At 70.1% G+C, this 22571-nt stretch carries 20 protein-coding genes, 2 pseudogenes and 1 riboswitch; of the genes and pseudogenes, 15 read left to right on the top strand and 7 right to left on the bottom strand.

Going from position 1 to position 22571, the window contains the following annotated elements; all coding sequences use genetic code 11:
• Positions 1–137: 137 nt before the first annotated feature.
• A complete protein-coding gene (locus tag AQJ67_RS07615) occupies positions 138–1277 on the bottom strand; it encodes a PucR family transcriptional regulator (protein ID WP_062717270.1) in 1140 nt (379 codons plus the stop codon).
• An 87-nt stretch (positions 1278–1364) separates the two neighbouring features.
• On the opposite strand from AQJ67_RS07615, the gene AQJ67_RS07610 reads away from it, so the two are divergent.
• Both AQJ67_RS07610 and AQJ67_RS07605 read left to right on the top strand, forming a co-directional pair.
• On the top strand, positions 1365–2420 hold the full coding sequence (locus AQJ67_RS07610) for a ferredoxin reductase (RefSeq protein ID WP_062717269.1): 1056 nt from the start codon (positions 1365–1367) through the stop codon (positions 2418–2420).
• Positions 2421–2427: 7 nt separating this feature from the next.
• Positions 2428–3546 carry a fatty acid desaturase family protein gene (locus AQJ67_RS07605; RefSeq protein WP_062717268.1) on the top strand — a complete coding sequence of 373 codons (1119 nt, stop codon included), beginning with the start codon at positions 2428–2430 and terminating at the stop codon, positions 3544–3546.
• Positions 3547–3557: 11 nt separating this feature from the next.
• Here the strand turns inward: AQJ67_RS07605 and AQJ67_RS07600 are convergent, their stop codons facing one another.
• From AQJ67_RS07600 to AQJ67_RS07590, 3 genes are all read right to left on the bottom strand, one after another.
• Complete coding sequence (locus AQJ67_RS07600) at positions 3558–4502, bottom strand: LLM class F420-dependent oxidoreductase (protein ID WP_062717267.1); 945 nt, start codon at positions 4500–4502, stop codon at positions 3558–3560.
• Between the two features lie 97 nt (positions 4503–4599).
• Positions 4600–4995 carry a GNAT family N-acetyltransferase gene (locus AQJ67_RS07595; RefSeq protein WP_062717266.1) on the bottom strand — a complete coding sequence of 132 codons (396 nt, stop codon included), beginning with the start codon at positions 4993–4995 and terminating at the stop codon, positions 4600–4602.
• Positions 4996–5036: 41 nt separating this feature from the next.
• Positions 5037–6632 carry an ISL3 family transposase gene (locus AQJ67_RS07590; RefSeq protein WP_062717512.1) on the bottom strand — a complete coding sequence of 532 codons (1596 nt, stop codon included), beginning with the start codon at positions 6630–6632 and terminating at the stop codon, positions 5037–5039.
• Positions 6633–6975: 343 nt separating this feature from the next.
• On the opposite strand from AQJ67_RS07590, the gene AQJ67_RS50390 reads away from it, so the two are divergent.
• The 12 genes and pseudogenes from AQJ67_RS50390 to AQJ67_RS07540 all read left to right on the top strand — a co-directional run.
• On the top strand, positions 6976–7086 hold the full coding sequence (locus AQJ67_RS50390) for a putative leader peptide (protein ID WP_341846142.1): 111 nt from the start codon (positions 6976–6978) through the stop codon (positions 7084–7086).
• Positions 7087–7254: 168 nt separating this feature from the next.
• On the top strand, positions 7255–8121 hold the full coding sequence (locus AQJ67_RS07585) for a glutathione S-transferase C-terminal domain-containing protein (RefSeq protein WP_062717265.1): 867 nt from the start codon (positions 7255–7257) through the stop codon (positions 8119–8121).
• Between the two features lie 65 nt (positions 8122–8186).
• Positions 8187–8294, top strand: a riboswitch (SAM riboswitch).
• A 324-nt stretch (positions 8295–8618) separates the two neighbouring features.
• A complete protein-coding gene (locus AQJ67_RS07580) occupies positions 8619–9599 on the top strand; it encodes an amino acid ABC transporter permease (RefSeq protein WP_062717264.1) in 981 nt (326 codons plus the stop codon).
• Positions 9596–10393, top strand: coding sequence for an amino acid ABC transporter ATP-binding protein (locus AQJ67_RS07575; protein WP_062717263.1), 798 nt, complete (start codon positions 9596–9598; stop codon positions 10391–10393). The genes AQJ67_RS07580 and AQJ67_RS07575 overlap by 4 nt, the downstream gene beginning before the upstream one ends.
• Before the next feature lie 75 nt (positions 10394–10468).
• Positions 10469–11491 (top strand): transporter substrate-binding domain-containing protein, encoded by a 1023-nt coding sequence (locus tag AQJ67_RS07570; RefSeq protein WP_062717262.1) that lies wholly within the window; start codon positions 10469–10471, stop codon positions 11489–11491.
• A gap of 90 nt (positions 11492–11581) precedes the next feature.
• Positions 11582–12307 carry a GNAT family N-acetyltransferase gene (locus tag AQJ67_RS07565; protein WP_062717261.1) on the top strand — a complete coding sequence of 242 codons (726 nt, stop codon included), beginning with the start codon at positions 11582–11584 and terminating at the stop codon, positions 12305–12307.
• Positions 12308–12309: 2 nt separating this feature from the next.
• Positions 12310–12453, top strand: a complete 144-nt coding sequence (locus tag AQJ67_RS50630) for a putative leader peptide (RefSeq protein WP_425264137.1) — start codon at positions 12310–12312, stop codon at positions 12451–12453.
• A gap of 76 nt (positions 12454–12529) precedes the next feature.
• The gene (locus AQJ67_RS07560; protein WP_062717260.1) at positions 12530–13750 is read left to right on the top strand and encodes an LLM class flavin-dependent oxidoreductase; all 1221 of its coding nucleotides are present in this window, start codon (positions 12530–12532) and stop codon (positions 13748–13750) included.
• Between the two features lie 21 nt (positions 13751–13771).
• Positions 13772–15145: an NtaA/DmoA family FMN-dependent monooxygenase gene (locus tag AQJ67_RS07555; protein WP_062717259.1), complete on the top strand. Its 1374-nt coding sequence runs from the start codon at positions 13772–13774 to the stop codon at positions 15143–15145.
• Positions 15142–16233 (top strand): LLM class flavin-dependent oxidoreductase, encoded by a 1092-nt coding sequence (locus AQJ67_RS07550; protein ID WP_062717258.1) that lies wholly within the window; start codon positions 15142–15144, stop codon positions 16231–16233. The genes AQJ67_RS07555 and AQJ67_RS07550 overlap by 4 nt, the downstream gene beginning before the upstream one ends.
• Positions 16226–17374, top strand: coding sequence for an LLM class flavin-dependent oxidoreductase (locus tag AQJ67_RS07545; protein ID WP_062717257.1), 1149 nt, complete (start codon positions 16226–16228; stop codon positions 17372–17374). Before AQJ67_RS07550 ends, AQJ67_RS07545 begins: the two co-directional genes overlap by 8 nt.
• Positions 17375–17407: 33 nt before the next feature.
• A pseudogene (locus AQJ67_RS07540) lies at positions 17408–17992 on the top strand (RICIN domain-containing protein); the annotation flags it as partial.
• 62 nt (positions 17993–18054) lie between these two features.
• Here the strand turns inward: AQJ67_RS07540 and AQJ67_RS07535 are convergent.
• From AQJ67_RS07535 to AQJ67_RS07525, 3 genes are all read right to left on the bottom strand, one after another.
• On the bottom strand, positions 18055–19779 hold the full coding sequence (locus tag AQJ67_RS07535) for an acyl-CoA dehydrogenase family protein (protein ID WP_062717256.1): 1725 nt from the start codon (positions 19777–19779) through the stop codon (positions 18055–18057).
• A 158-nt stretch (positions 19780–19937) separates the two neighbouring features.
• Positions 19938–20510 (bottom strand): PadR family transcriptional regulator, encoded by a 573-nt coding sequence (locus tag AQJ67_RS07530; protein WP_062717255.1) that lies wholly within the window; start codon positions 20508–20510, stop codon positions 19938–19940.
• A gap of 403 nt (positions 20511–20913) precedes the next feature.
• Positions 20914–21576 (bottom strand): TetR/AcrR family transcriptional regulator, encoded by a 663-nt coding sequence (locus tag AQJ67_RS07525; protein WP_062717254.1) that lies wholly within the window; start codon positions 21574–21576, stop codon positions 20914–20916.
• A 144-nt stretch (positions 21577–21720) separates the two neighbouring features.
• Here AQJ67_RS07525 and AQJ67_RS07520 point away from each other — a divergent pair.
• Positions 21721–22484: pseudogene (locus tag AQJ67_RS07520) on the top strand (SDR family oxidoreductase).
• The last annotated feature ends 87 nt before the right edge of the window (positions 22485–22571 follow it).

The following is a 22571-nucleotide window of genomic DNA, read 5'->3' as shown; positions in this document are numbered from 1 at the left end:
AGAGACCTCCGCGCCCTCGGTGTTCTCCGCGCGATCCACGCATTCGCGAGCCGCGGTGACCGCGGCGCGGCTGTGGGGCCCACCCGGCCCTGACATTCCAGCCGTTCATGTCGGACCAGCCTGGCCGCGGGTACGCGTCAGCTGTCCCGAAGGCCGACCGCCAGCGTCAGCTCCAGGACCCGGTGCGGTGATGCGAGATCCGGAAACAGCTCCCGCAGCTGCGACATCCGGTACCGGACCGTCTGGGGGTGGACGAACAACGCCGCCGCCACCTCGTCCCGCCTGCCCTGGTGCAGCAGCCACGCCCGCAGCGTCTCCTGCAGCCGCCGTGCGGTCGCGACAGGCAAGGTCCGCAAGGGTGCGAGGGCTCGGGCACGCAGGTCTGCGAAAGCGTCCGCGTCGGCGCTCAGCACCAGCTCGGGCAGGTGGTCCTCGGTGTCGCGGATGTCAGAGGAGAGGGAGCGCGCGCGTACGGCTCGTTGGTACGAGGCGGAGGCACGCGTCCATGGCCGGGCCGGGCCGACCACGGCGGTGCGGTCGGTCAGCTGCCGCAACAGATGTGGTCGGTCGGCGTCGGGGACGAGCAGCACGCCGGTGGCGTCCGGCAGATCGTCGAGGACGAGGGTGCTCGGGTCGAGCGCGCGGTAGGCAGGGCGGGCCTGGGCGGCGGGCAGCAGGACCGCGGTCAGCGAAACCGGAGGCTGCCACCCGGCCCGTTGAGCAGAGGCCAGCAGCGCGTCCGGGCCCTGGCCGGCGAGGAGGTCGCGGGCCAGGTGTTCCAGGTGGAGCTCGTGGGCCCGGCCCCGGGCGGCCAGTTCGTCGGCGTGGCCCGCGGCGCTCGCGGCGGAGAGCTCGTCGATGTAGGCGAAGGTCAGCTCGGCGAACTTGGCGACCTCGGCGGCGGGCAGACCTGCGGGTACGGCACCCGCTGCCAGGCACCGCCAGGCCACGCGGGCGCCGACGCGGTAGGCGCTGAGCAGGGCGTCCATCGAACGGCCGTCCCGGACCTCGCCGCGGCCCAGCTCGTAGGCCGCGTCACCGGCGTCGCCGCCTGTGGCGTTCCCGCTCGCGAGGTCCAGGTAGTGCCCGAGGGCGGTGCGGACGGCTCGGCGGATGGTGCCGCCCATGCGGCCCTGAAGGGCGCCTGCGTAGGGAGGGACCTCGTCGATGATCGCCTGGACGATTTCGTCGGCGGTGGTCTTCAGCGCGGCCCGCAGCGCGGTGACCGTCGTCTCATCCAAGGCCAGTTCGCTGGCCCTCTGGATTGCGTGACTCATGTTTTTGTTCCCTGCGAACAATGCGGCCCACCAGATTCACATCCTGCGGTCAGGACTTTACGCCCTGAGGCGCAGCAAGCTGGAGCCATGAGGAGTGCAGCCCTCCGCAGTAGGGCGTGGAAACTGTTGGAGATGGTCACGACACCGCTGCTGCCGTCGGACTACCTCGACCTGGTCAGCCCGCTGCGTGCGGGCGCCGACCTGCGTGGGCGGATCGAGGCCGTCCACCCCGAGACACCGGACGCCGCGACCGTCGTGATCAGGCCGGGACGGGGCTGGCGCGGCCACACCGCCGGCCAGTACGTACGGATCGGCGTCGACGTCGACGGGGTGCGCCTGTGGCGTGCCTACTCCGTCACCTCGCCGACAAACCGCCGGGACGGCCGCGTCACGATCACCGTGAAGGCGATCCCGGACGGCAAGGTCAGCAACCACCTGGTCCGCAGGGCGAAACCGGGCACGCTGGTCCAGCTCGACCAGGCGACCGGTGACTTCGTGCTGCCCAAGGCCAAGCCCGCCAAGGTGCTCTACCTGACGGCCGGCAGCGGCATCACGCCCGTGATGGGCATGCTGCGCGACACCGAGTTCGACGACGTCGTCATGGTCCACTGCGCGCCCCAGCCGCACGACGTGATCTTCCGCAACGAACTGCACGACCTGGTCGCGGACAAGAAGCTGCAGCTCACCGAGGTGCACACCGACATCGACGGCATGCTCGACATCGCCCGTCTCGACGAACTCGTGCCCGACTGGGCCGAGCGCGAGACCTGGGCCTGCGGGCCCGCGGGCCTGCTCGACGCCGCCGAAAAGCACTGGAGCGAGCACGGCGTACCGGAGCGCCTGCACACCGAACGCTTCCGCCCCGGCGTCGTCGCCACCGGCGACGGCGGCGAGGTCACGTTCAGCGCCACCGGCAAGACCGTCGACGCGGACGGCGCCACGCCGTTGCTGGACGTCGGCGAGGAGGCCGGCGTGCTCATGCCCTCCGGGTGCCGCATGGGCATCTGCTTCGGCTGTGTCTCGCCGCTCAAGGCGGGCGCCGTCCGCGACCTGCGCACCGGCGAGATCACCGAGGCCGAGCCGGGCGTCCTCATCCAGACCTGCGTGTCCGCCGCGGCGGGCCCCTGCGACATCGAACGGTAGGAGCACCTTGACCGCCATCGACCCCACCGCCCACCTGTCCGCGGAGCAGATCGAGGAGCTCGGCCGCGAGCTGGACGCGATCCGCGACGAGGTGATCGCCGGCCGCGGGGAAAAAGACGCCGCATACATCCGTAAGGTCATCTCGGCGCAGCGCAAGCTCGAGCTGGTCAGCAGGGGCGTACTGCTGTTCTCGATCTTCCCGCCCGCGTGGCTGATCGGCACCGCCGGTCTGTCCGTGGCGAAGATCATGGACAACATGGAGATCGGCCACAACATCCTGCACGGCCAGTGGGACTGGATGCGGGACCCGAAGATCCACTCCACCACCTGGGAGTGGGATCACGTCTCGCCGGCCGACCAGTGGAAGCACTCGCACAACGAGCTGCACCACACGTACACCAACGTGATCGGCAAGGACAACGACCTCGGCTACGGCATCATGCGCGTCGACGAGGACCAGAAGTGGCACCCCTTCCACCTCGGCCAGCCGCTGTGGAACTTCATCAACGCCTGCTTCTTCGAGTACGGCATCGCGGCGTACGACCTGGAGCTCGGCAAGAACCTGCACAAGCGCCGCCGCAAGAACCCGGAGTTCCGCACGCGGGCCAAGGCCGTGGGCCGCAAGATCCGCAAGCAGGTGCTCAAGGACTACGTGATCCACCCGCTGCTGTCCGGCCCGTCGTTCCTCCCCACGCTCGCCGCCACGTTCACCGCGAACCTGGTCCGCAACCTCTGGTCCCACTCGGTGATCATGTGCGGGCACTTCCCCGAGGGCGTGCAGGTCTTCGAGCGCCGGTCGATCAAGGGCGAGACGCGCGGCGAGTGGTACCTGCGCCAGATGATGGGCTCGGCGAACATCAGCGGCAGCAAGGCCATGCACTTCATGACCGGCAACCTCTCGCACCAGATCGAGCACCACCTGTTCCCGGACCTGCCGAGCAACCGGTACGCCGAGGTTGCGGTGAAGGTGCGCGCGCTGTTCGAGAAGTACGAGCTGGAGTACGTCACCGGGCCGCTGCCCAAGCAGGTGTTCTCCGCGTGGCGCAAGGTCTTCCGGCTCTCGCTGCCGAACAAGAAGCCCAAGGTCGAAACGCCGGCCCGCGAACAGGAGCTCGTCGCCGCCTGATTCCCGCCGGTTCAGATCTCTGTCTCGCCTGCACCGGGGACCAGTCCGCCCAGGAGTTGCCAGGTGCGTCGGCGGTCGGCTTCTCCGGCGATCTCGGTGCTTGAGAACACGACCTCGGTGGCACCGGCGTCGCGGTAACGCCGTATCTCGGCCTCGACGGTCTTCTCGTCGCCGATCACGGCCAGGTCGGCGGCCCGCCGGCCGCCGGAGAGCTCGATGACCCGCGCGTAGGACGGGATCTGCTCGTAGAACGCCAGGTTCTCGGTGGCCTTGGCCCGCACCGCGTCGACGTCGTCGGTGACGACGCCCGGGACCAGGGCCACGACCCTGGGCGCGGGGCGGCCGGCGGCGTCGGCCGCGGCGGTCAGGGCGGGCACGATGTGGTCCGCGAGGGCGCGCGGTCCCGCCAGGTAGGGCAGGATCCCGTCCGCCTGCTCGCCGCTGACCCGCAGCGCCTGCGGTCCCATCGCGGCGACCAGCAGGGGGACGCCGCTCTCGGCGCCCGGTACCCGCGCGGGGACCGGGGTGGTCGCGGTGAGCAGCTCGCCCTGGAAGTCGGCCGTGCCGGTCTCGGTCAACTGCCGCAGAGCGGTGAGGAACTCACGCAGCCGGGCGATGGGCCGCTCGAAGGGCAGGCCGAAGCCGGCCTCGGTCAGGAGTTTGGTGCCCAGGGCCAGCCCGAGGTGGTAGCGGCCGTGGGTCGCGGCCTGGGCGGTCTGGGCCTGGCTGGAGACCAGCAGCGGGTGGCGGCCGAAGACGGGGATCGCGGAGGTGCCGACCTGCAGTCCGGGCACTTCGCGCCCGACGATCGCCGCGAGCTGGGGTGAGTCCGCTCCGAAGGTCTGCCCGAACCAGGCCGACGTGAGACCCAACTCGGCTGCCTCCCGGGCGAGTTGTACGGTCGCGTCGACCTGGTTCGGCGCGTCGGACGCGTTGAGTGCTACTCCAACAGTCATGTCAGTCAGAACGGGCTCTGGCTCAACTTGTGTGGTGCCGCCACTGTGCGTGACGGCTGAGACTCCGTGTACCAGGCCAAGGACTTGGGCCACGGCGTTATAGGGCGATCAGTCCGGCTGTCGTCTCCTTGAAGCCACAGGCATCGAAATAGAACGAGCGCAGGTGCTCTTCGAAGTCGACGTGAAGCCACTCGCACTTCGCGGCGCGGGCTTCTTTGGCCGCAGTTGCGACGAGCGCGGCTCCGACGCCTCTCGACCGGAAATGCTGAGTGACCACCGTGTCCAGGATGAAGGCGTGAACGCCGCCGTCCCAGGCAACGTTGACGAAGCCGATCAGGGAGCCGTCTTCCCATGCGCAGACCCAGCCGAGGCTGTGGCGCTCAAGTCGTGCTCGCCAGTCGGTCTCAGCGACTGGAGGGCCGAAGCCGTCGGCGTGCAGCGCGTTGAGGGAGGCGTTGTCGAAGTCGCCCCGCCACTCGTACTTGATCGTCACGTCCCGATCGTATGTCCGTGCCCAGCCCAGTGCTGACCGGATTACGGAGCGAGGAGGACCCGCTTGCGGAGCAGTTGAAATCCGGCGCGGCCGAACATCTGGCGCTTGAGCATCTTGATGCGGTTGACGTGGCCTTCGACGACGCCGGAGTTCCAGGCGGTGGAGAGACCTGCGGTGACCGCGTCCAGGTCGCGTTCGAGGCCGTTGGCGAAGGTGTGGAGGCTGGGAAGGTCATCGGCGCGGACGGCCGCGATCCATTCGGTGATCTGCTCGCCTTCGCGCTGGGTGAGCATCCGGGCGAAGGAGCGGATGTGAGCGGCGAGGGCTTCTAGTTCGGGGCAGTTGGTGAGCGCAGCCTTGAGCCGCAGCCGGTTGTCCTCCCGGAGAACGTCGGGGTGGGTGAGCAGCCAGCCGGAGACCGTCCTGACCGAGGGCGGCCGGACCTCCGGGGGACGTGGTGTCGTTCGCAGGGGGCGCAGGTAGTCGCGGACGGCGCCGTAGCCGCCGCGGTAGCCGCGCTCTGTGATCTCCTCCCACAGCTGCCAGGCGTTGGTGCAGCCTTCCTCCCGCCTCTGGTGGAGGTACGGCTTGAACGCATCGAGCTTGGTCGGCCGGTTCTGCCACTGACCGCGGAACAGTTCCTCCGGCGCGTTCGCGTCTGCGAGTTGTTTGACGGTGCGGTAGGTCATACGGAGCTGACGTTGGATCGAGCGGCGGCTGTGGCCGGCTTCCAGGAGTGCGTGGACCTGGGCATGGCGGGCACGGATACGGTCGGCGAAGCGATGGCCGGTGGGCCATGGTGAGGCAGGGCGATCCTCGGTTGGCGGCTCCTCCTCAGGTTCTGCCGTCGGCGGGGCCGCGCGCAGGCAGGTGCGGTGCTGGGAGACACACCGTTCGGCTGCTTGGCCGAGGTTGTGCCACAGGTGCCAGCGATCGGCGACCTGGAGGGCCTGCGGGGCGCCGAGTGCGGCGCCTTCAGCGTAGAAGGGGGCGCGGTCGCGGCAGACGACCTTGATCTGCGGGTGCTGGGCGAGCCAGGCGGCGAGTGTCTCCGGCTCCCGATCGGGCAGCAGCTCCACCGGGCGACGGGTCTCCACGTCCACCAGCACGGTTCCGTAGACGCGGCCCTTGCGCATGGCGTACTCGTCGACGCCGACCGCCGTCGGAGGCGGCGGCGTTGGCTCGGGCAGCGCATGGACCATTCTCAGCAGGGTGCTGCGGCTGACGGGGATGCCGATCAGCTCCGCCAGCCGCCTGCCCGCTCGCCCGGCAAGGGCGAGGCCGAGCGAGCCGAGAAGCGAGCGCAGCCGCTCGGTCCAGCGGCCGTGTCGCCGCGTCAGCCCCGGCACCTGTTCCACGAACGTCCGCCGCGGGCACTCCGCGGTCGCGCAGGTGAACCGCCGCACCCGCAACGCCACAGCCACGGGCCTGCCGACCACCGTCAGATCACCGGGAAACCGCAGGTAGGAGCCATGAACACGGTGCGACCATGAACCACAGCCAGGACACGCGGCACTGTCGGCCGCGCTACGGGCCTCGACGCGTATCACCTCGCCGCTCGTATCGACCGACGTGACCAACACGTCGGCGAGCGACTTGAACAGCATCTCCAGCAAGCAGGGCGGCACCTCGTTCACGGCCACGTACCTTCACCCTGAAGGGCATCAAGTCCCACTGTTTTCGGGCAACTTCACGTTCGATTCGCCGAGGCTCCGCCATCACGGTAAGTGACTGCACCACACAAGTTGAGCCAGAGCCTCAGAACGGGTGCCGGTCGAACCCGCATTCCGGTCCATGTGTGACAGCTTCTTGTCAGTCATGTGTACCGGGCCCGGTGCGGCGGTTCAGCCCGCCGCCGTCGGTCGGCCACGCCGACGCGTGCGTCCACCGGGGCGTCCGCGATACGGGACAGCCCTCTTGACGCCGATGCCGGTCGGATCGACACTCACTGGGGGAATCCTAGTGAACAGGTAGGGAAACATGAGGCGCCTTGAGCCGGTCACCGTCCGAGTGAGCCGTTCGCCTCTTCTGACCTCCCGACGTCACATCGATCTGCTCCGCGTCTGCAGCGCGATCAGCCCCGAGGACTGACCTGCGCCCATCCCGCGCCCATCCCGCGCCTGTCCCGTGTCCATCCCGCGCCGACGCCGTCCCCTGGAACGCCGGGCCGTCCGGCGCGTACGGATGAGCCCTGTTCGCAGGACCAGCCTGACGTCGCTTCCGCCGCGCGTACGTCCGCGCCCGCTTCCGGGGAGAGTCATGACCGTCACACCGCTTGCCGCACACGCGGCCGACCGGCCCGCGCCGGCCTTCCGGGGCCGGATCGGCAGGGACGCGCGTAGTGGCCACTACGCCGTTCCGGGCCGCTACCGGCTGCATCTGTCGACCGCCTGTCCCGACGGACTGCGCATCGCCGTCACCCACAGCCTGCTCGGCCTGGGCACCGTCTGTCCGGCGACCTTCCTGTCCGCCGTGCCCGACGGCCCCGAGGGCGGTCACTCGGCTCTGCGTCCGCTGTACGAGGCGAGCGCCCACCGGTACACCGGTCCGGCCGTCGCTCCGGTGCTCAGCGACGACTGGTCCGGACGGATCGTCAGTACCCATGCCCCGGACATCATGCGCGACCTCGCCCGCCGCTTCGGCGCCGGCGGCGGCCCCTCGCCCTACCCGTGCGGCGCCGAGTCGGAGATCGACGCCGTCGAGCGGATGTGCGCACAGGGCATCGAACAGGCGGCGCAGCGCGCCGGATCCGCCGACGCCGGGCCGGCCGAGCGCGAGGTGGCGCTCGACGCGCTGCTGGACACGCTGGGCGCGCTGGAGCGCTGGCTGGTCGGGCGTACGTACATGATCCGCGACGAAGTCACGGCCGCCGACGTCGAGTTGTGGGTCGCCCTGGTCCAGCTCGACACCGTGCACCGGCATCACCTCGACGCCTCCGCCGTCCAGCGCATCGCCGACCACCCCACCCTGTGGGCCTACGCCCGCCGCCTGGCCGCCCACCCGGCCTTCGGGACCCACCTTGACCTCGACGGCATCGAACGCCGGCACCACGCCCGCTGCCATGGCCTGGAGGCCGCCGGAGCAGCCGTCCGGATCCTGGACTGGGCCGCACACGCCGCCCGTTAGCCGTTCCATCTGATGGACCGGCGTTGACATCCGTTCGGGCGACTGTCTTAACTACCGCCCAGAACGGTCATGAGTGTCAGCGACAAGCCCTGGCTGGCTGACCGGCAACCCTCGCTCCGCGGTGGGGTGCCCCAGGTGACGACCGGGCCGATGATGTTCGGTAAGCGCGAGGCCCACAGGGCCGGAACAGTGACGGTGACGCCATGTACGCAGCTCCCAGGACGGCCGCACGCCGCTCCCAGGGCTGCGTACGGCCGTGCCCGAACCTGCTCGTCGCCGATCGTGCCGTCGATCTGCTCCGCGTGAACAGCGCACTGTGTACCGCACCGGGCTGTGCCCGCTGTCGGGGCTGACACCTCCCCGCAGCCCCCGCCTTCCCTGACGAACACCGCCTGTGCGGTGTGCCGTTGCCCTCCCCAGCCCCGGTACCTCGCCGTCGTGTGCGCCCGCGCATGCCGCCGCGCTTCCGGGGTGTCCCCACCCAGCCGGAGCCCACCATGAGTGAACCCCCTGGCGCCACCGTCACCCTCCCCGAGGCGCCGGCCGCCGCCGAACCGTCGAAAGCCCTCACTGCCCAGCGGGTTCTGCCGCTACGGCGGCCAGGGCGCTGGATCGCCACCGCGGTCGTCCTGGTCCTGGCGGCCCAGTTCGGGCACGGCCTGGTCTCCAACCCCTTCTACCAGTGGGACCGCTTCGGCTACTGGTTCCTGCGGCCGGCCATCCTCGACGGCCTGCTGATCACCCTCGAAGTCACCGCCTACAGCGCGGTGTTGGGCCTCGTCGGCGGCATTCTCCTCGCGCTGGCCCGGCTGTCGAAGAGCCCGGTGCTGCGCGCGGTCAGCTGGACCTACGTCTGGGCGCTGCGCTCCATCCCGCTCATCGTGGTGCTGATCTTCCTCTACAACTTCAGTGCCCTGTACAAGACGTTGAGCCTCGGTGTCCCCTTCGGGCCGGCCTTCTTCTCCTTCGACGAGTCGAAACTCGCCACCGACATGGTGATCGCGGTCATCGGCCTCAGCCTCCACGAGTCCGCGTACGCCGCCGAGGTCGTCCGGGGCGGCATCCTCTCCGTCGACCAGGGCCAGCACGAGGCGTCCGCGGCGCTCGGCCTGCCCAGGGGATACCAATTCCGGAAGATCGTCTTTCCGCAGGCGCTGCGCTCGATCATCCCGAACTACGTCAACCAGCTCATCGGCCTGATCAAGGGCACCTCGCTGGTCTTCTACGTCTCGCTGCTCGACCTGTTCGGCGCCGCGCAGACCATGGGCTCCACCTACCCCGGCGACATCGTGCCGCTGCTGCTGGTCGTCACCGTCTGGTACCTGATCCTCACCAGCGTCGTCTCCGTCATCCAGTTCTACGTCGAGCGGTACTACGCCCGCGGTGCCACCCGCAGCCTGCCGCCGACGCCGCTGCAGAAGCTCCGCACCGCACTCACCGACGTGCGGGCCCGCATCCGCAAGGAGGCCGCCGTATGACCGGCAAGACGCTCGAAGCCCTGGCGGACGTCGAAGCCGCCACCGTCGAGGTCCACGACGTGCACAAGTGGTACGGCACCCACCGGGTCCTGGACGGTGTCGACCTGACCGTGCGCCCCGGCGAGGTCACCGTCATCCTCGGCCCGTCCGGCTCGGGCAAGTCCACCCTGCTGCGGGTCGTCAACCACCTGGAGAAGCCCGAGATCGGCCACGTCAGCATCAACGGCGAGCTGATCGGCGTACGCAGGCAGGGCGACCGACTGAGGGAACTGAGCGAGCGGGCCATCCTCACCCAGCGCAGCCGGATCGGGTTCGTCTTCCAGAACTTCAACCTCTTCCCGCACCTGACCGTCCTGGACAACGTGGCCGCCGCTCCTGTCGCCACCGGGAAGCTCGGCAAGCCCGAGGCCCAGGAACTCGCCCGCGAACTCCTCGGCCGGGTCGGTCTGGCCGACAAAACCGGCGCCTATCCGCGCCAGCTGTCCGGTGGCCAGCAGCAGCGCGTCGCCATCGCCCGCGCCCTCGCCCTGCGCCCCGGCGTCATCCTCTTCGACGAGCCGACCTCCGCCCTCGACCCGGAACTGGTCGGCGAAGTACTCGCCGTCATCAAGGACCTGGCGACCAGCGGCACCACCCTCCTCATCGTCACCCACGAGATCGGCTTCGCCCGCGAGATCGCCGACCGGGTCGTGTTCCTCGACGGCGGCAGGATCGTCGAGCAGGGCCCGCCCTCCGAGGTCCTCGACAAGCCCCGGCACGAGCGGACCAGGGACTTCCTCAGCAAGGTCCTCTGACCCGCCGCCCCCTCGCCTCCCCCCCCACGCCAGCCTCATCACCTCCAGCATCACTTCCAGCGACAAGGAACGGCCATGTCTGCCCACTTCACCCGACGCAGCCTGATACGCGGCATCACCGCGGCGACCGTCGTCGCCACCCTCGCCACCGGGCTCGCCGCCTGCGGTGGCGACAGCGACGCGGCCACCACGACGAGCGACAGCGCCGGCACGGTCACCGTCGGCCGGCTGTCCAACGGCGCCGCCAAGGAGACCACCGTCAAGGTCTCCGAGGTGAAGTCCATCAGCGCCGAACTGCCCGACGCGATCAGGAAGAGCGGCAAGCTGGTGATCGGCTCCGGCACCCTGCCCTCCGGCTCCCCGCCGCTGGGCTTCGTGGGCAGCGACCAGAAGACACTCACCGGCTCCGAGATCGACCTGGGCAGACTGGTCGCCGCCGTCCTCGGCCTGGAACCCGAGGTCAAGCGGTTCACCTGGGAGAACCTCTTCGTCGGCATCGACAGCGGCAAGGTGAACGTCGGCTTCTCGAACATCACCGACACCGAGGAGCGCAAGCAGAAGTACGAGTTCGCCTCCTACCGCAAGGACGACCTCGCCTTCGAGACGCTCAAGTCCTCGAAGTTCGCCTTCGACGGCGACTACAAGACCCTCGCCGGCCGGACCGTCTCGGTCGGCGCGGGCACCAACCAGGAGCGGATCCTGCTGGACTGGCAGAAGAAGCTCCAGAGCGAGGGCAAGAAGCTCACCATCAAGTACTTCCAGGACAACAACAGCCTCTACCTGGCCCTGAACAGCGGCAAGATAGACGCCTATCTCGGCCCCAGCCCCAACCTCGCCTACCACGCCACCCAGACCGCGAGCACCCCCAACGCGACCAGGATCGCGGGCCAGTACTCCGGCGCCGGCGCGAGCCTCCAGGGGCTGATCGCGGCCACCGCGAAGAAGGACAGCGGCCTGGCCAAGCCGCTCGCCGACGCCATCAACCACCTGATCGAGAACGGGCAGTACGCCAAGTGGCTCGCCGCCTGGAACCTCTCCCACGACGCCCTCGCGAAGTCCGAGGTCAACCCGCCGGGACTGCCGCTCGACAACTCCTGACCATCGCGTGCCGGGGAGTCCACCACCGCCCCGAGGTGGACTCCCCGGCACGCCGGACACCCCGAGCCGCACCCCGGAGACCACCGCACCATGTCCGTCACCACCCTCGACGCCGGCCCCTCGCACATCCTGGACAACCCCGCCTGGGCCTCACTCACCGGCCCGCACGCCCACTTCGCCGAGCGCGTCGGCCACGCCGCCCGCTACCACCGGGACGTCGCCCCCTTCCACGCCGTCTCCGACGAGGACGACCCACGCGCCTGGACCGACCTCGCCGCGCTCGTCGGTCCCGGCGGCACCGCCTCGGTGCGGGGCGTCACCGAGGCGCCGGAGGGCTGGGAGGTCGTACGCACCGGACACGGAGTCCAGCTCGTGGACACATCCCTGCGCGCCGCACCCGACCCCGACGCCGTACGGCTCGGGCCCGGCGACGTGCCCGAGATCCTCGACCTGGTCGCCCGCACCGAGCCGGGCCCCTATCTGCCCCGCACCGTCGAGATGGGCACCTACCTCGGCATCCGCCACCACGGCCGGCTGATCGCCCTGGCCGGCGAGCGGCTGCACCCGCCCGGCTGGACGGAGATCAGCGCCGTGTGCACCGACCCCGACCACCGGGGCCGGGGCCTGGCCACCCGCCTGGTCCGCGCGGTCGCCGCAGGCATCAAGGAACGCGGCGAACGCCCTTTCCTGCACGCCGCCGCCGCCAACGCGAACGCGATCCGGCTGTACGAGTCGATCGGCTTCACCCTGCGCCGCCGTACGGTCTTCTCGCTCGTCCGGCACACCGGCGCCGCAGCTCTGGAAGAAACGGCATAGCCGTGCCGTTGTCCTTGCCGAAGGCGACTGCCCGGACCGTGCGGACGGAGGTGCGACACGTGACACGTGTACTGCGTGCCGTCCGCCTCCACTCCCGGCCCCACATCGACCTCCAGCGCGTGGCCGGCGCCCTCTGTCGCTCCTGACCCGTTCCTTCACCTGCCGTGCCCCCCCTTTCCCACGGGCCGGCGACCTCGTACGGACCTCCAGGAAGGCACCCCCGTGTCCTCAACTCCCCTTTCCCCTCTGCACCTTGCCGTCGCCCTCGACGGCACCGGCTGGCACCCCGCCTCCTGGCGCGAGCAAGTGGCCCGCCCCCGGGACCTGTTCACCGCCGGATACTGGGCGGACCTCGTAGCCGAGGCCGAGCGCGGATTGCTCGACTTCGTCACCTTCGAGGACGGACTGGGTCTGCAGTCCCCGCACTACAGCGAGCTGGACGGCCGCACCGACCAGGTCCGCGGCCGTCTGGACGCCGTACTGACCGCGTCCCGGATCGCACCCCTGACCCGGCACATCGGCCTGGTGCCGACCGTGATCGCCACGCACACCGAGCCGTTCCACATCTCCAAGGCGACAGCCACCCTCGACTATGTGAGCACCGGCCGCGCGGGCCTACGGGTGCAGATCAGTGCCCGGCCGCACGAGGCCGACCACTTCGGCCGCCGCACCCTCCCGCCGATCAGCCTGGAGGAGCTTCGGACCCCGGCCGGACAGGAACGGCTCACCGACCTCTTCGACGAAGCCGCCGACCACGTCGAGGTCGTGCGACGGCTCTGGGACAGCTGGGAGGACGACGCGGAGATCCGGGACGCCGCCAGTGGCCGCTTCATCGACCGCGACAAACTGCACTACATCGACTTCGAGGGCAGGCACTTCAGCGTCAAGGGCCCCTCCATCACCCCACGCCCGCCGCAGGGCCAGCCCCTCGTCACCGCGCTCGGCCATCAGACCGTCCCGTATCGGCTGATCGCCCGGCAGACCGACGTCGGCTACGTCACCCCGCACGACGCCGAGCAGGCGCGCGCGATCGTCGCCGAGATCCGCGCCGAGCAGGAGGCGGCCGGCCGGGCCGGTGAACTCCTGCATGTCTTCGGTGACTTGGTGGTCTTCCTCGACGACGACCAGGCCGCCGCGGAGGACCGCCGCGCACGCCTCGACGCCCTCGCGGGGGAGCCGTACACCAGCGACGCCCGCATCTTCGCCGGTACGCCCGCCCAACTCGCCGACCTCCTCCAGGAGTTGGCGGCGCAAGGGTTGAGCGGCTTCCGGCTGCGGCCCGCCGTCGCCGGACACGACCTGCCGGCCATCACCCGCGGCCTGGTCCCCGAGCTCCAGCGCCGGGGCGCCTTCCGCACCGCCTACGAGGCCGACACCCTGCGCGGACTGCTGGGCCTGCCCCGCCCCGCCAACCGCTACGCCGCCACCACTGCCACCGCCTGAGCCGGAGGGACCGCACCCACCATGAGCAAGCCGCTGAAGCAGATCCATCTGGCCGCGCACTTCCCCGGCGTCAACAACACCACCGTGTGGAGCGACCCGCGGGCCGGCAGCCACATCGAGTTCAGCTCCTTCGCCCACTTCGCCCGCACCGCCGAACGCGCCAAGTTCGACTTCCTGTTCCTCGCCGAGGGCCTGAGGTTGCGTGAACAGGGCGGGCAGATCTACGACCTGGACGTCGTCGGCCGCCCCGACACCTTCACCGTCCTCGCCGCGCTCGCGGCCGTCACCGAGCGTCTCGGACTGACCGGCACCATCAGCTCCACCTTCAACGAGCCCTACGAGGTGGCCCGCCAGTTCGCCAGCCTCGACCACCTCTCCGACGGCCGCTCCGCCTGGAACGTCGTCACCTCCTGGGACGCCTTCACCGGCGAGAACTTCCGCCGCGGCGGCTTTCTGCCGCAGGAGGAGCGCTACTCCCGCGCCAAGGAGTTCCTGGCCACCGCGAACGAGCTGTTCGACTCCTGGCACGGCGACGAGATCGTCGCCGACCAGGCGACAGGTGCCTTCCTGCGGGACGCCAAGGCCGGCTCCTTCGTCCACACGGGTCAACACTTCGACATCCACGGGCAGTTCGACGTGCCCCGCTCCCCGCAAGGCCGCCCGGTCATCTTCCAGGCCGGCGACTCCGAGGAGGGCCGCGAGTTCGCCGCGTCGAGCGCCGACGCCGTCTTCAGCCGGTACGCCTCCCTCAAGGAGGGCCAGGCGTTCTACACGGACGTCAAGAACCGCCTCGCCAAGTACGGCCGCTCCCACCGCGATCTGCTGATCCTGCCCGCCGCCACCTTCGTGCTCGGCGACACCGACGCCGAGGCGGAGGAACTGGCCAAGGAGGTTCGTAGGCAGCAGGTCAGCGGGGCCACCGCCATCAAGCACCTGGAATTCGTCTGGAACCGCGACCTGTCGGCGTACGACCCGGAAGGACCGCTGCCCGACATCGACCCCGACGTCAGCGCCGACCACATCTCCAAGGGCCGCGCCCAGGTGCGCATGTACCGCGACCCGCTGGCCACCGCGCGCGAATGGCGGGAGCTGGCCGCGGCGAACAACTGGTCCATCCGGGACCTGGTCATCAACACCGGCAACCGGCAGACCTTCGTCGGCTCCCCGGCCACCGTCGCCCGCACCATAAACGACTTCGTCCAGGCCGATGCGTCCGACGGCTTCATCCTCGTACCGCACCTCACCCCCGCCGGACTCGACCCCTTCGCCGACCAGGTCGTGCCGCTGCTGCAGGAGCAGGGCGTCTTCCGCACCGAGTACGAGGGCACGACCCTGCGCGACCACCTCGGCCTCGCCCACCCGGACGACGTCCGGCGCGAGCGGGCGGCCTCGTGAAGTTCATCGCCATCACCCTGATCCTCCACCGGCCGGACCCGCTCACCGGGGCGCGCAAGACCACCCACGACCGCTTCCGCGAGGTGCTCGGCAACGCCCTGCTGGCCGAGGAACTGGGCTTCGACGGCTTCGGCGTGGGGGAGCGGCACGAGCGGCCGTTCATCTCCTCGTCCCCGACCGTCGTGCTCAGCCATGTGGCCGCCCTGACGAAGCGGATCCGCCTGTTCACGGCCGTGACGACGCTCAGCCTGCTGGACCCGGTGCGCGCCTACGAGGACTACGCCACCCTCGACCACCTGTCCGACGGACGCCTCGACCTGATCATCGGCAAGGGCAACGGCGCCGCCCAACGCGACCTTTTCCACGTCACGCCCGAGGACCAGTGGGACCGCAACGCCGAGAGCTACGAGGTCTTCCGGCAGATCTGGCGGCAGGACAAGGTCACCGCGGCGACCCGCTTCCGCCCCGCGCTCACGGACGCGGAGGTGTGGCCGCGGCCCTACCAGCGGCCGATCCGGGTCTGGCACGGCAGCGCCACCAGCAAGGAGTCGGTCGACCTGGCCGCCCGCTACGGCGACCCGCTGTTCTCGGCGAACGTCACCCACCCCGTCGAGCCGTACGCCGAGTTGATCCGCCACTACCGCGAGCGCTGGGAGCACTACGGCCACGATCCGGCGCGGATCGCCGTCGGAGCAGGCACGGCCGGCATCTGTGTGGCGCCGACCTCCCAGCAGGCCCTGGCCACCTATCGGCCGGTCTTCGAGGCCAACCTGGCCTTCTTCAAGCAGGCGGGCCTCCCCGTGGTCTTCGAGACCCTGGAGGACTTCGTCGAACGCAGCTCCGCCCTGATCGGCAGCCCGGAGCAGGTCGTGGAGAAGGTGCACCGCTATCACGAGCGGTTCGGGCACACCGCGCTCCATCTGCACGCCGACGCCGGAGGGCTGACGGACGTGCAGCACCGTGCCTCCCTCGAGTTGTTCCAGTCCGAGGTCGCCCCCGTGCTGCGCCGCGGGATCCCGGACCCGCCGTTCGCCTGGGGCCCCGTGCTTCCGGCATCACCGCTCACCCAGGAGTCCGTCCGTGTCTGACATCCCCCTCGGCGTCCTCGACCTGGTCCCGATCTCCTCCGGATCGACGGCAGCCGATGCCCTGCGCAACTCCATCGACCTCGCACAGCAGGCCGAACGCCTCGGATACGCCCGCTACTGGTTCGCGGAGCATCACCTCAATCCCGGCGTGGCCGGCACGTCACCCGCCGTCGTGCTGGCTCTGACCGCATCCGCCACCTCCGCCATCCGGCTCGGCTCCGGGGCCGTGCAGCTCGGGCACCGCACGGCGCTGTCCACCGTGGAGGAGTTCGGCCTGCTCGACACCCTGCACCCGGGACGCTTCGACCTGGGCCTGGGCCGCTCGGGCGGCCGCCCGCCGGGACAACGGGCCGCGCCGTTGCCCACGGCGACCCCCGTCGTCGACGGCCGTACCCCGAACGGCCTGCTGATCCCGCCCCGCTTCTCCTTCGAGCATCTCCTCGGCTCACCCCGCATCGCGCTGCAGCGCAAGCTGCTCCTGCTGCCGGGCGCCGAGTCACCGGACTACGCCGAGCAGATCGGCGACATCCTCGCCCTGCTGGCCGGCACCTACCGCTCACCGGAGGGCGTCGAGGCACACGTCGTGCCGGGGGAGGGCGCCGACCTCGACGTGTGGATCCTCGGCAGCAGCGGTGGTGAGAGCGCCGCGGTGGCGGGGGCGAGTGGGCTGCGGTTCGCGGCGAACTACCACGTCAGCCCGGCCACGGTCCTGGAGGCTGTGGAGGGCTACCGGTCCTTCTTCCAGCCCTCCGAGTTCCTCGACAAGCCGTACGTCAGCGTCTCGGCGGACGTCGTCGTCGCCGAGGACGACGCCACCGCCCGCGAACTCGCCACCGGCTACGGCCTGTGGGTGCGCGGCATCCGCAGCGCCGAGGGCGCCATCGAGTTCCCGACGCCGCAGGAAGCGCGTTCCCACCCATGGACCGACGCCGACCGGACCCTCGTCCAGGACCGCCTCGACACCCAGCTCGTCGGATCGCCTGGCCGGGTCGCCGACCAGCTGGAACAACTCCAGGAGGCCACGGGCGCCGACGAGTTGCTCATCACGACGATCACCCATGACCACACGGACCGGGTCCGCTCCTACGAACTGCTCGCGGAGGAATGGCACCGACGGGGGCACTCCTTCCAGCCGGACTGACGCTCCGTCGGATCCGAGGCGGACTGGATCACCGACGGCACCTGGAAGGAGTACCAGACGACGTCGCCCGGCGCCTACAGCCGCAACCTGCAGTACGTCGAGGGCACCGGCCGCATCTCCGTTCTCAACAACCAGGGCACCTCGACGCTCCGCTTCGCCGAGGTCGACCTCGGCCACTCGGACGGCGCCTACCACCAGCTCGTGAACCGCAGGACCGACCAGGTGATCGGCACCGGAAACAAGACCAACGACGCGAACATCGGCAACGGAGACGTTCCCGACGTCCGTCTGGAGGCCCCCGGTTCGGCGGCGAACGGGGACACCCAGTACTGGCACGTGGTCACCGAACCGAACGGCGGCGTGAGCCTTCTCAACAAGGCGGGCGGCCGTGCGGCGGCCATCTGGACCGGTAACGCGACGGTCGGCCAGCGGATCGGCCAGTGGGTCGACGACAGCGCCACGGGCAGCTGGAACCTGATCGAGACCGCCGACGGCTTCTACAAGTTGCAGTCGGTCAAGAACACGAGCCTCTACCTGACAGGCGGGACCGCCGGCGCGCCGCTGACCCTGCAGAACGCGGCCACCGACGGTTCACAGGACTGGGAGCTCGTTCAGTAGGTTCCGCCTCGTCGACCGGTGGCCGGTCCACGCCGGGCCGGCCACCGGTGAGGGACGCGCGCCTACTGGGCCGTCTCGTACGCGCCGGACAGCGCCTCGACCCGCTGCCAGACTCGCTCCGTGCGCGCCGCGTCGACGACGGGCCGCCGGACCGAAGCCAGCGCCCACTCCTGCTGCTGCCCGGTCGCCGAGTCCTTGCCGTGCAGTTCGACGGCGTGCCCGGAGAAGTCCCGTACGAGGACGGCGAAGAGTTCGTCGAGCACGTCCTCGTCGAGTCCGGTCAGGCCGGCCTGCTCCAGGACGAGCTGCCCGTGTACGACGAGCGCGAAGAGCTGGCCGATCGAGAGGACGAGGTCGAGGTCGCGGCTCTGCTCCGCGTCCGGGGCGGCCGTGGCGACGAACTCGCAGAGCGCGTCGGCCTGTTCGCGCAGGCGGGCGACGTTGGGGAGATGCGCGTACGCATCGAAGGCCGGGCGCCAGTCGTGGAAGCGCACCGAGCCGAGGCCGCGGGCCGGCCCCTGCCGGAACAGGAAGTCGTCGTCGGCCGCGTCGAGGCGGGTCGGCACACTCGGGTACTCGGCCGGGTCGAGGAGGTGGTTGCGCATGAACTTCAGGATCAGCGCCAGGTTGACGTGGACCGTGCCCTCCAGCTTGGGCAGGCTCCGGATCTCCACGGCCGCCTGGCTGAAGTAGTTGTCCTTCTCGAAGCCCTTGGCGGCGATGACGTCCCACATCAGGTCGATGACCTTCTCGCCCTCCGTGGTCACCTTCATCTTCGTCATCGGGTTGAAGAGCAGGTAGCGGCGGTCGTCGGGGCCGGCGGAGCGGAAGTAGTCGACGGCGCGGTCGCTGAACAGCTTCATGCCGACGAGCCTGACGTAGGCGTCGGTCAACTCGCGCCGCACGTGCGGGAAGGCGGTGACGGGGCGGCCGTACAGGACGCGGTTGTGGGCGTGGGTGACGGCCTCGTACATCGCGTGTTCGCAGATGCCGATCGAGGCGGTGCACAGGTTGAACTTGCCGACGTTGACCGTGTTGAGAGCCGCGTCGAAGGCGGCGCGGCCGGTGTGCAGGACGTCCTCGGCCGTGACGGGATAGTCCTCCAGGCGGAACTCGCTGACGAACTTGGACGAGTCGACGACTTTCTTGACCAGGTGGTAGGCCGGATGACGGCTGTCGGCGGCGAAGAACACGTAGCCGTCCGGGCCCTCGACGTCGGTGCGGCGGCCGAAGACGGAGACGAGTCCGGCCGCGTTGCCGTTGCCGATGTAGTACTTGGAGCCGGTGGCGCTGAATCCGCCGTTGCCGTCGGGTTCGAGCAGCATGTCCGTGGAGTAGATGTCGGCGCCGTGGGCCTTTTCGGACAGGCCGAACGCGAACACCTCGCCCTGGGAGAGGAGTTCGGCGGCGCGGGTGCGGGCGGCGGCGTTGTCGCTCTGCCAGACCGGACCGAGGCCGAGGATGGTGACCTGCCAGGCGTACCAGTAGTCCAGGCCGTAGAAACCGAGGATCTCGTTGAGCGCGGCGATCCGGGCCGTGTCCCACCGCTTGTCCGGCTCCCCGTCCCCTGCGGCGGACGACGGCGTCAGGAAGGTGGCGAACAGGTTCTCCTTCGCGGCGAAGGAGAGGAAGTCACCGAGCCACGCGCGGGTCCGGTAGTCCTCGTTCAGCTGCCGCTTCCCGCGCTCCTCGAACCAGTCGACGGTGGCACGCAGCAAGCGGCGCGTCTCGGGGTCGAAGTGCGCGGGGTCGTAAGTGCGGGGGTTGAAGAGCAGTTGGTCAGCCATGGTGAGGACCCCTTTCGGCTGGTGGATGGATGGGAGTCGGGAGATCTGGCGCTTGGAGGAGCCGGGAGAGTCGGAGAGCCCGGGGGAGCGGGGAGATCGGCGGGTGCGGGTGCGGGTGTGGGCGCGGGCGGGCGCGGTTGCAGGCGCTGCGGTGGCCGTCAGCGGCCCGGGCCGAACCGGGCCAGCGTGGCGAGCACGTCGTCCAGCCAGTCGATCATCATCCGCTCGTACGCGATGCCGCCGCGCAGTACGACGTGCTGGAGCTCTCGCTCCGCGTCGGGTGGAGCTTCCGCAGCGGCCGCGGTCGCCTCGGGCCCCGTGAAGTCCCGCTCCTCGCCCGCGAGATAGTGCGACAGCCGGTCCCGGTGCGCCTGCCGGTGCCGCTGCACCTCGCGGATCAGGGCGGCCGGGTCATCGAAGGCGGCTCCCCGGATCTTCACTGCCAGGTCGTGGCGGACGCTCTCCGGCTCGATCGGATCGTGCAGCCACGAGGACAGCGCAGCCCGGCCGAGGTCCGCGACGGAGTACTCCTTCTTGTCCGGCCGGCCTTGTTGCGGGACGTCCCGGGCTTCGACCCAGCCGTCGTTCTCCATGCGCTTGAGCACGCGATAGATCTGCTGGTGGGTCGCGGTCCAGAAGTAGCCGATGGACCGATCGAAACGCCGGGCCAACTCATAGCCGGATCCCGGTTTCTCCAGGAGCGACACCAGGATCGCGTGTTCGAGCGCCATGACGACGATCGTGCTATGCAACTCGTTGCATAGCAACCCTGACCCGCTCCGATGCGACGTGGCTCACGCCGCAGGTGTGCTCCCTCGCCCCCGTGCCAGAGCCCTGCCCGGTGACGACTGGTTGGTCCCCTACGGCGGATGCTCCGCCGAGTTGCCGGGACGCGTCTGCTCGACCTCGCCGGGGTGATCGCGGATGGACCGAGGGACGGCGCCGGCCCCGCAGACCGCCGGCCGTCGCCCGGCTGCTGCTGGAGTCCGTGAAGACCCCCCGGTAGACGGCCGCCAGGGAGAGCGGGCCTCAGCCCGAGCCGGTGAAGGGGCGGTCGCTGCCGTCCCGTCAGAGCTCGGGGTGTCGCGTGTGCCAGGTCGTCGCGCGCGGGTAACGGGCGGTCGGCTGACGAGATCACGTCGGCTTGGGCTTGGGTGCTGTTCCGGCGCCGGCCGCCACGTTCCGCAGGAGTGGCTTGGTCAGGACGGTCATCTCGGCCGGCGTGCGCGGGCATCCGCGCTGAAGCCAGTCGGTGGCCACACCGATGAGCGCCCCGGCGACGAAGGCCGCGGGCACGTCGTGCGGGATGCCGGACGGGTCCGCGCTGTCCGGTGCCGGGGTCTCGTCCGTGGCGGGGAGCTGCCCGGATGAGTGGGCGGCCGCCGCGGTGCGCAGCCGTACGTGTTCGATGACGCGCGCGCTTCCCGTCGGTCCCAGCAGGCCGCGGTACAGGCCGGCGTGCTCGGCGAAGTGCGCGAAGAACGCCGTCAGCGCGGGGTCGGGGTCCTCCGGGGAACCGGGTGAGTTCGCGCGGGCGGGGTCGAGGGCGAGGACGACCCCGATCAGGTCGTCGATCATCGAGGTGCAGGCGGCCTCGGCCAGTTCGTGAACGTCCTGGTAGTGGGCGTAGAACGTCGAGCGGTTCACCTCGGCGCGCTCCACGACGTCGGCAACGCTGATCTGTGAGAGGTCCCGCTCCTCGACGAGGTCGATCAGGGCCCGCTGCAGGGCCGCCCGGGTGCGGCGCACGCGTCGATCGCCCGGCGGGGCGTTGCCGCTGTTGTTCGTCGTGGTCATCTCCTGAGCCTACATTTGCGCGTTCCACATAGGCAACACGTGTTGGTTTTCATACGTCTGTTGGAAAACCGACAGGTGTGGATTAACGTGGAACTCGGAGTTCGCATCCACAGATCGCATCCACAGTTCAGGAATCGGAGTGCCATGAACCTCAACCTCACCGACAAGACGGCCGTCGTCACCGGAGCCGGCCGGGGCATCGGGCTGGCCACCGTGCGGACCCTGGTCGACGAGGGCGTCCGTGTCGTGGGCGCCGCCCGCACCATCACGCCCGAGTTGAAGGAGACCGGCGCGCATGCGGTGTCCGCCGACCTGAGTACCGCGCAAGGGGTATCCGCCCTCGTCGACACCGCTCTCGCCGAGTTGGGCGGCATAGACCTGCTGGTGAACAACGTGGGAGGCGGGGACGGGGCGACCGTCGGCTTCCTGGAGACCGATGACAGCGAGTGGGTCGGCGCGCTCGACATCAACCTGCTCAGCACCGTCCGTACCACGCGTGCGGCCCTGCCCAGCCTGATCGAGCGCCGGGGAGCGATCGTCAACATCTCGAGCATCCTGGCCCTGATGCCCGGGGGCTTCCCGGTCGCCATCAGCTCGGCCAAGGCGGCGCTCACCGCGCTCGGCAAGTCCCTGGCCGAGGAGTTCGGTCCCCGGGGCGTCCGCGTGAACACCGTTTCGCCCCCGTCTACCAGGACCCCGACGGCACGGTCGCTCAGTGGGCTGCCGCGTCCGGCGTGACGCTTGCCGAGTTCACCCAGCAGATGGTGAAGGGCCAGAACGTCACGACCGGACGCATGACCGAGCCCGAGGAGGTCGCGGCCCTGATCGCGTTCCTCCTGTCCGACCTGGCCGGCAACATCACCGGCGTCAACTACGTCATCGACGGCGGCACGACCAAGGCGGTCTGAGGCCCGGGGCCTGTCGAGGCGGCACAGCATCGCGGCTCCCGTCGGGGGCGTAGAGGGCGCCGCCCAGGGAGCTGGACGGCGCCGGGA

Origin of the sequence: Streptomyces caeruleatus (genome assembly GCF_001514235.1) — a bacterium.
Classification (GTDB): Bacteria; Actinomycetota; Actinomycetes; order Streptomycetales; family Streptomycetaceae; genus Streptomyces; species Streptomyces caeruleatus.
This window is presented reverse-complemented; position numbering and strand designations above follow the sequence as displayed.

Coding starts and splice junctions, on each gene's coding strand:
- AQJ67_RS07525 (WP_062717254.1), bottom strand. CDS start 21,576: ATGACCACGACGAACAACAGCGGCAACGCCCCGCCGGGCGATCGACGC.
- AQJ67_RS50390 (WP_341846142.1), top strand. CDS start 6,976: ATGAGGCGCCTTGAGCCGGTCACCGTCCGAGTGAGCCGTTCGCCTCTT.
- AQJ67_RS07570 (WP_062717262.1), top strand. CDS start 10,469: ATGTCTGCCCACTTCACCCGACGCAGCCTGATACGCGGCATCACCGCG.
- AQJ67_RS07555 (WP_062717259.1), top strand. CDS start 13,772: ATGAGCAAGCCGCTGAAGCAGATCCATCTGGCCGCGCACTTCCCCGGC.
- AQJ67_RS07615 (WP_062717270.1), bottom strand. CDS start 1,277: ATGAGTCACGCAATCCAGAGGGCCAGCGAACTGGCCTTGGATGAGACG.
- AQJ67_RS07535 (WP_062717256.1), bottom strand. CDS start 19,779: ATGGCTGACCAACTGCTCTTCAACCCCCGCACTTACGACCCCGCGCAC.
- AQJ67_RS07585 (WP_062717265.1), top strand. CDS start 7,255: ATGACCGTCACACCGCTTGCCGCACACGCGGCCGACCGGCCCGCGCCG.
- AQJ67_RS07565 (WP_062717261.1), top strand. CDS start 11,582: ATGTCCGTCACCACCCTCGACGCCGGCCCCTCGCACATCCTGGACAAC.
- AQJ67_RS07600 (WP_062717267.1), bottom strand. CDS start 4,502: ATGACTGTTGGAGTAGCACTCAACGCGTCCGACGCGCCGAACCAGGTC.
- AQJ67_RS07575 (WP_062717263.1), top strand. CDS start 9,596: ATGACCGGCAAGACGCTCGAAGCCCTGGCGGACGTCGAAGCCGCCACC.
- AQJ67_RS07610 (WP_062717269.1), top strand. CDS start 1,365: ATGAGGAGTGCAGCCCTCCGCAGTAGGGCGTGGAAACTGTTGGAGATG.
- AQJ67_RS07580 (WP_062717264.1), top strand. CDS start 8,619: ATGAGTGAACCCCCTGGCGCCACCGTCACCCTCCCCGAGGCGCCGGCC.
- AQJ67_RS07530 (WP_062717255.1), bottom strand. CDS start 20,510: ATGGCGCTCGAACACGCGATCCTGGTGTCGCTCCTGGAGAAACCGGGA.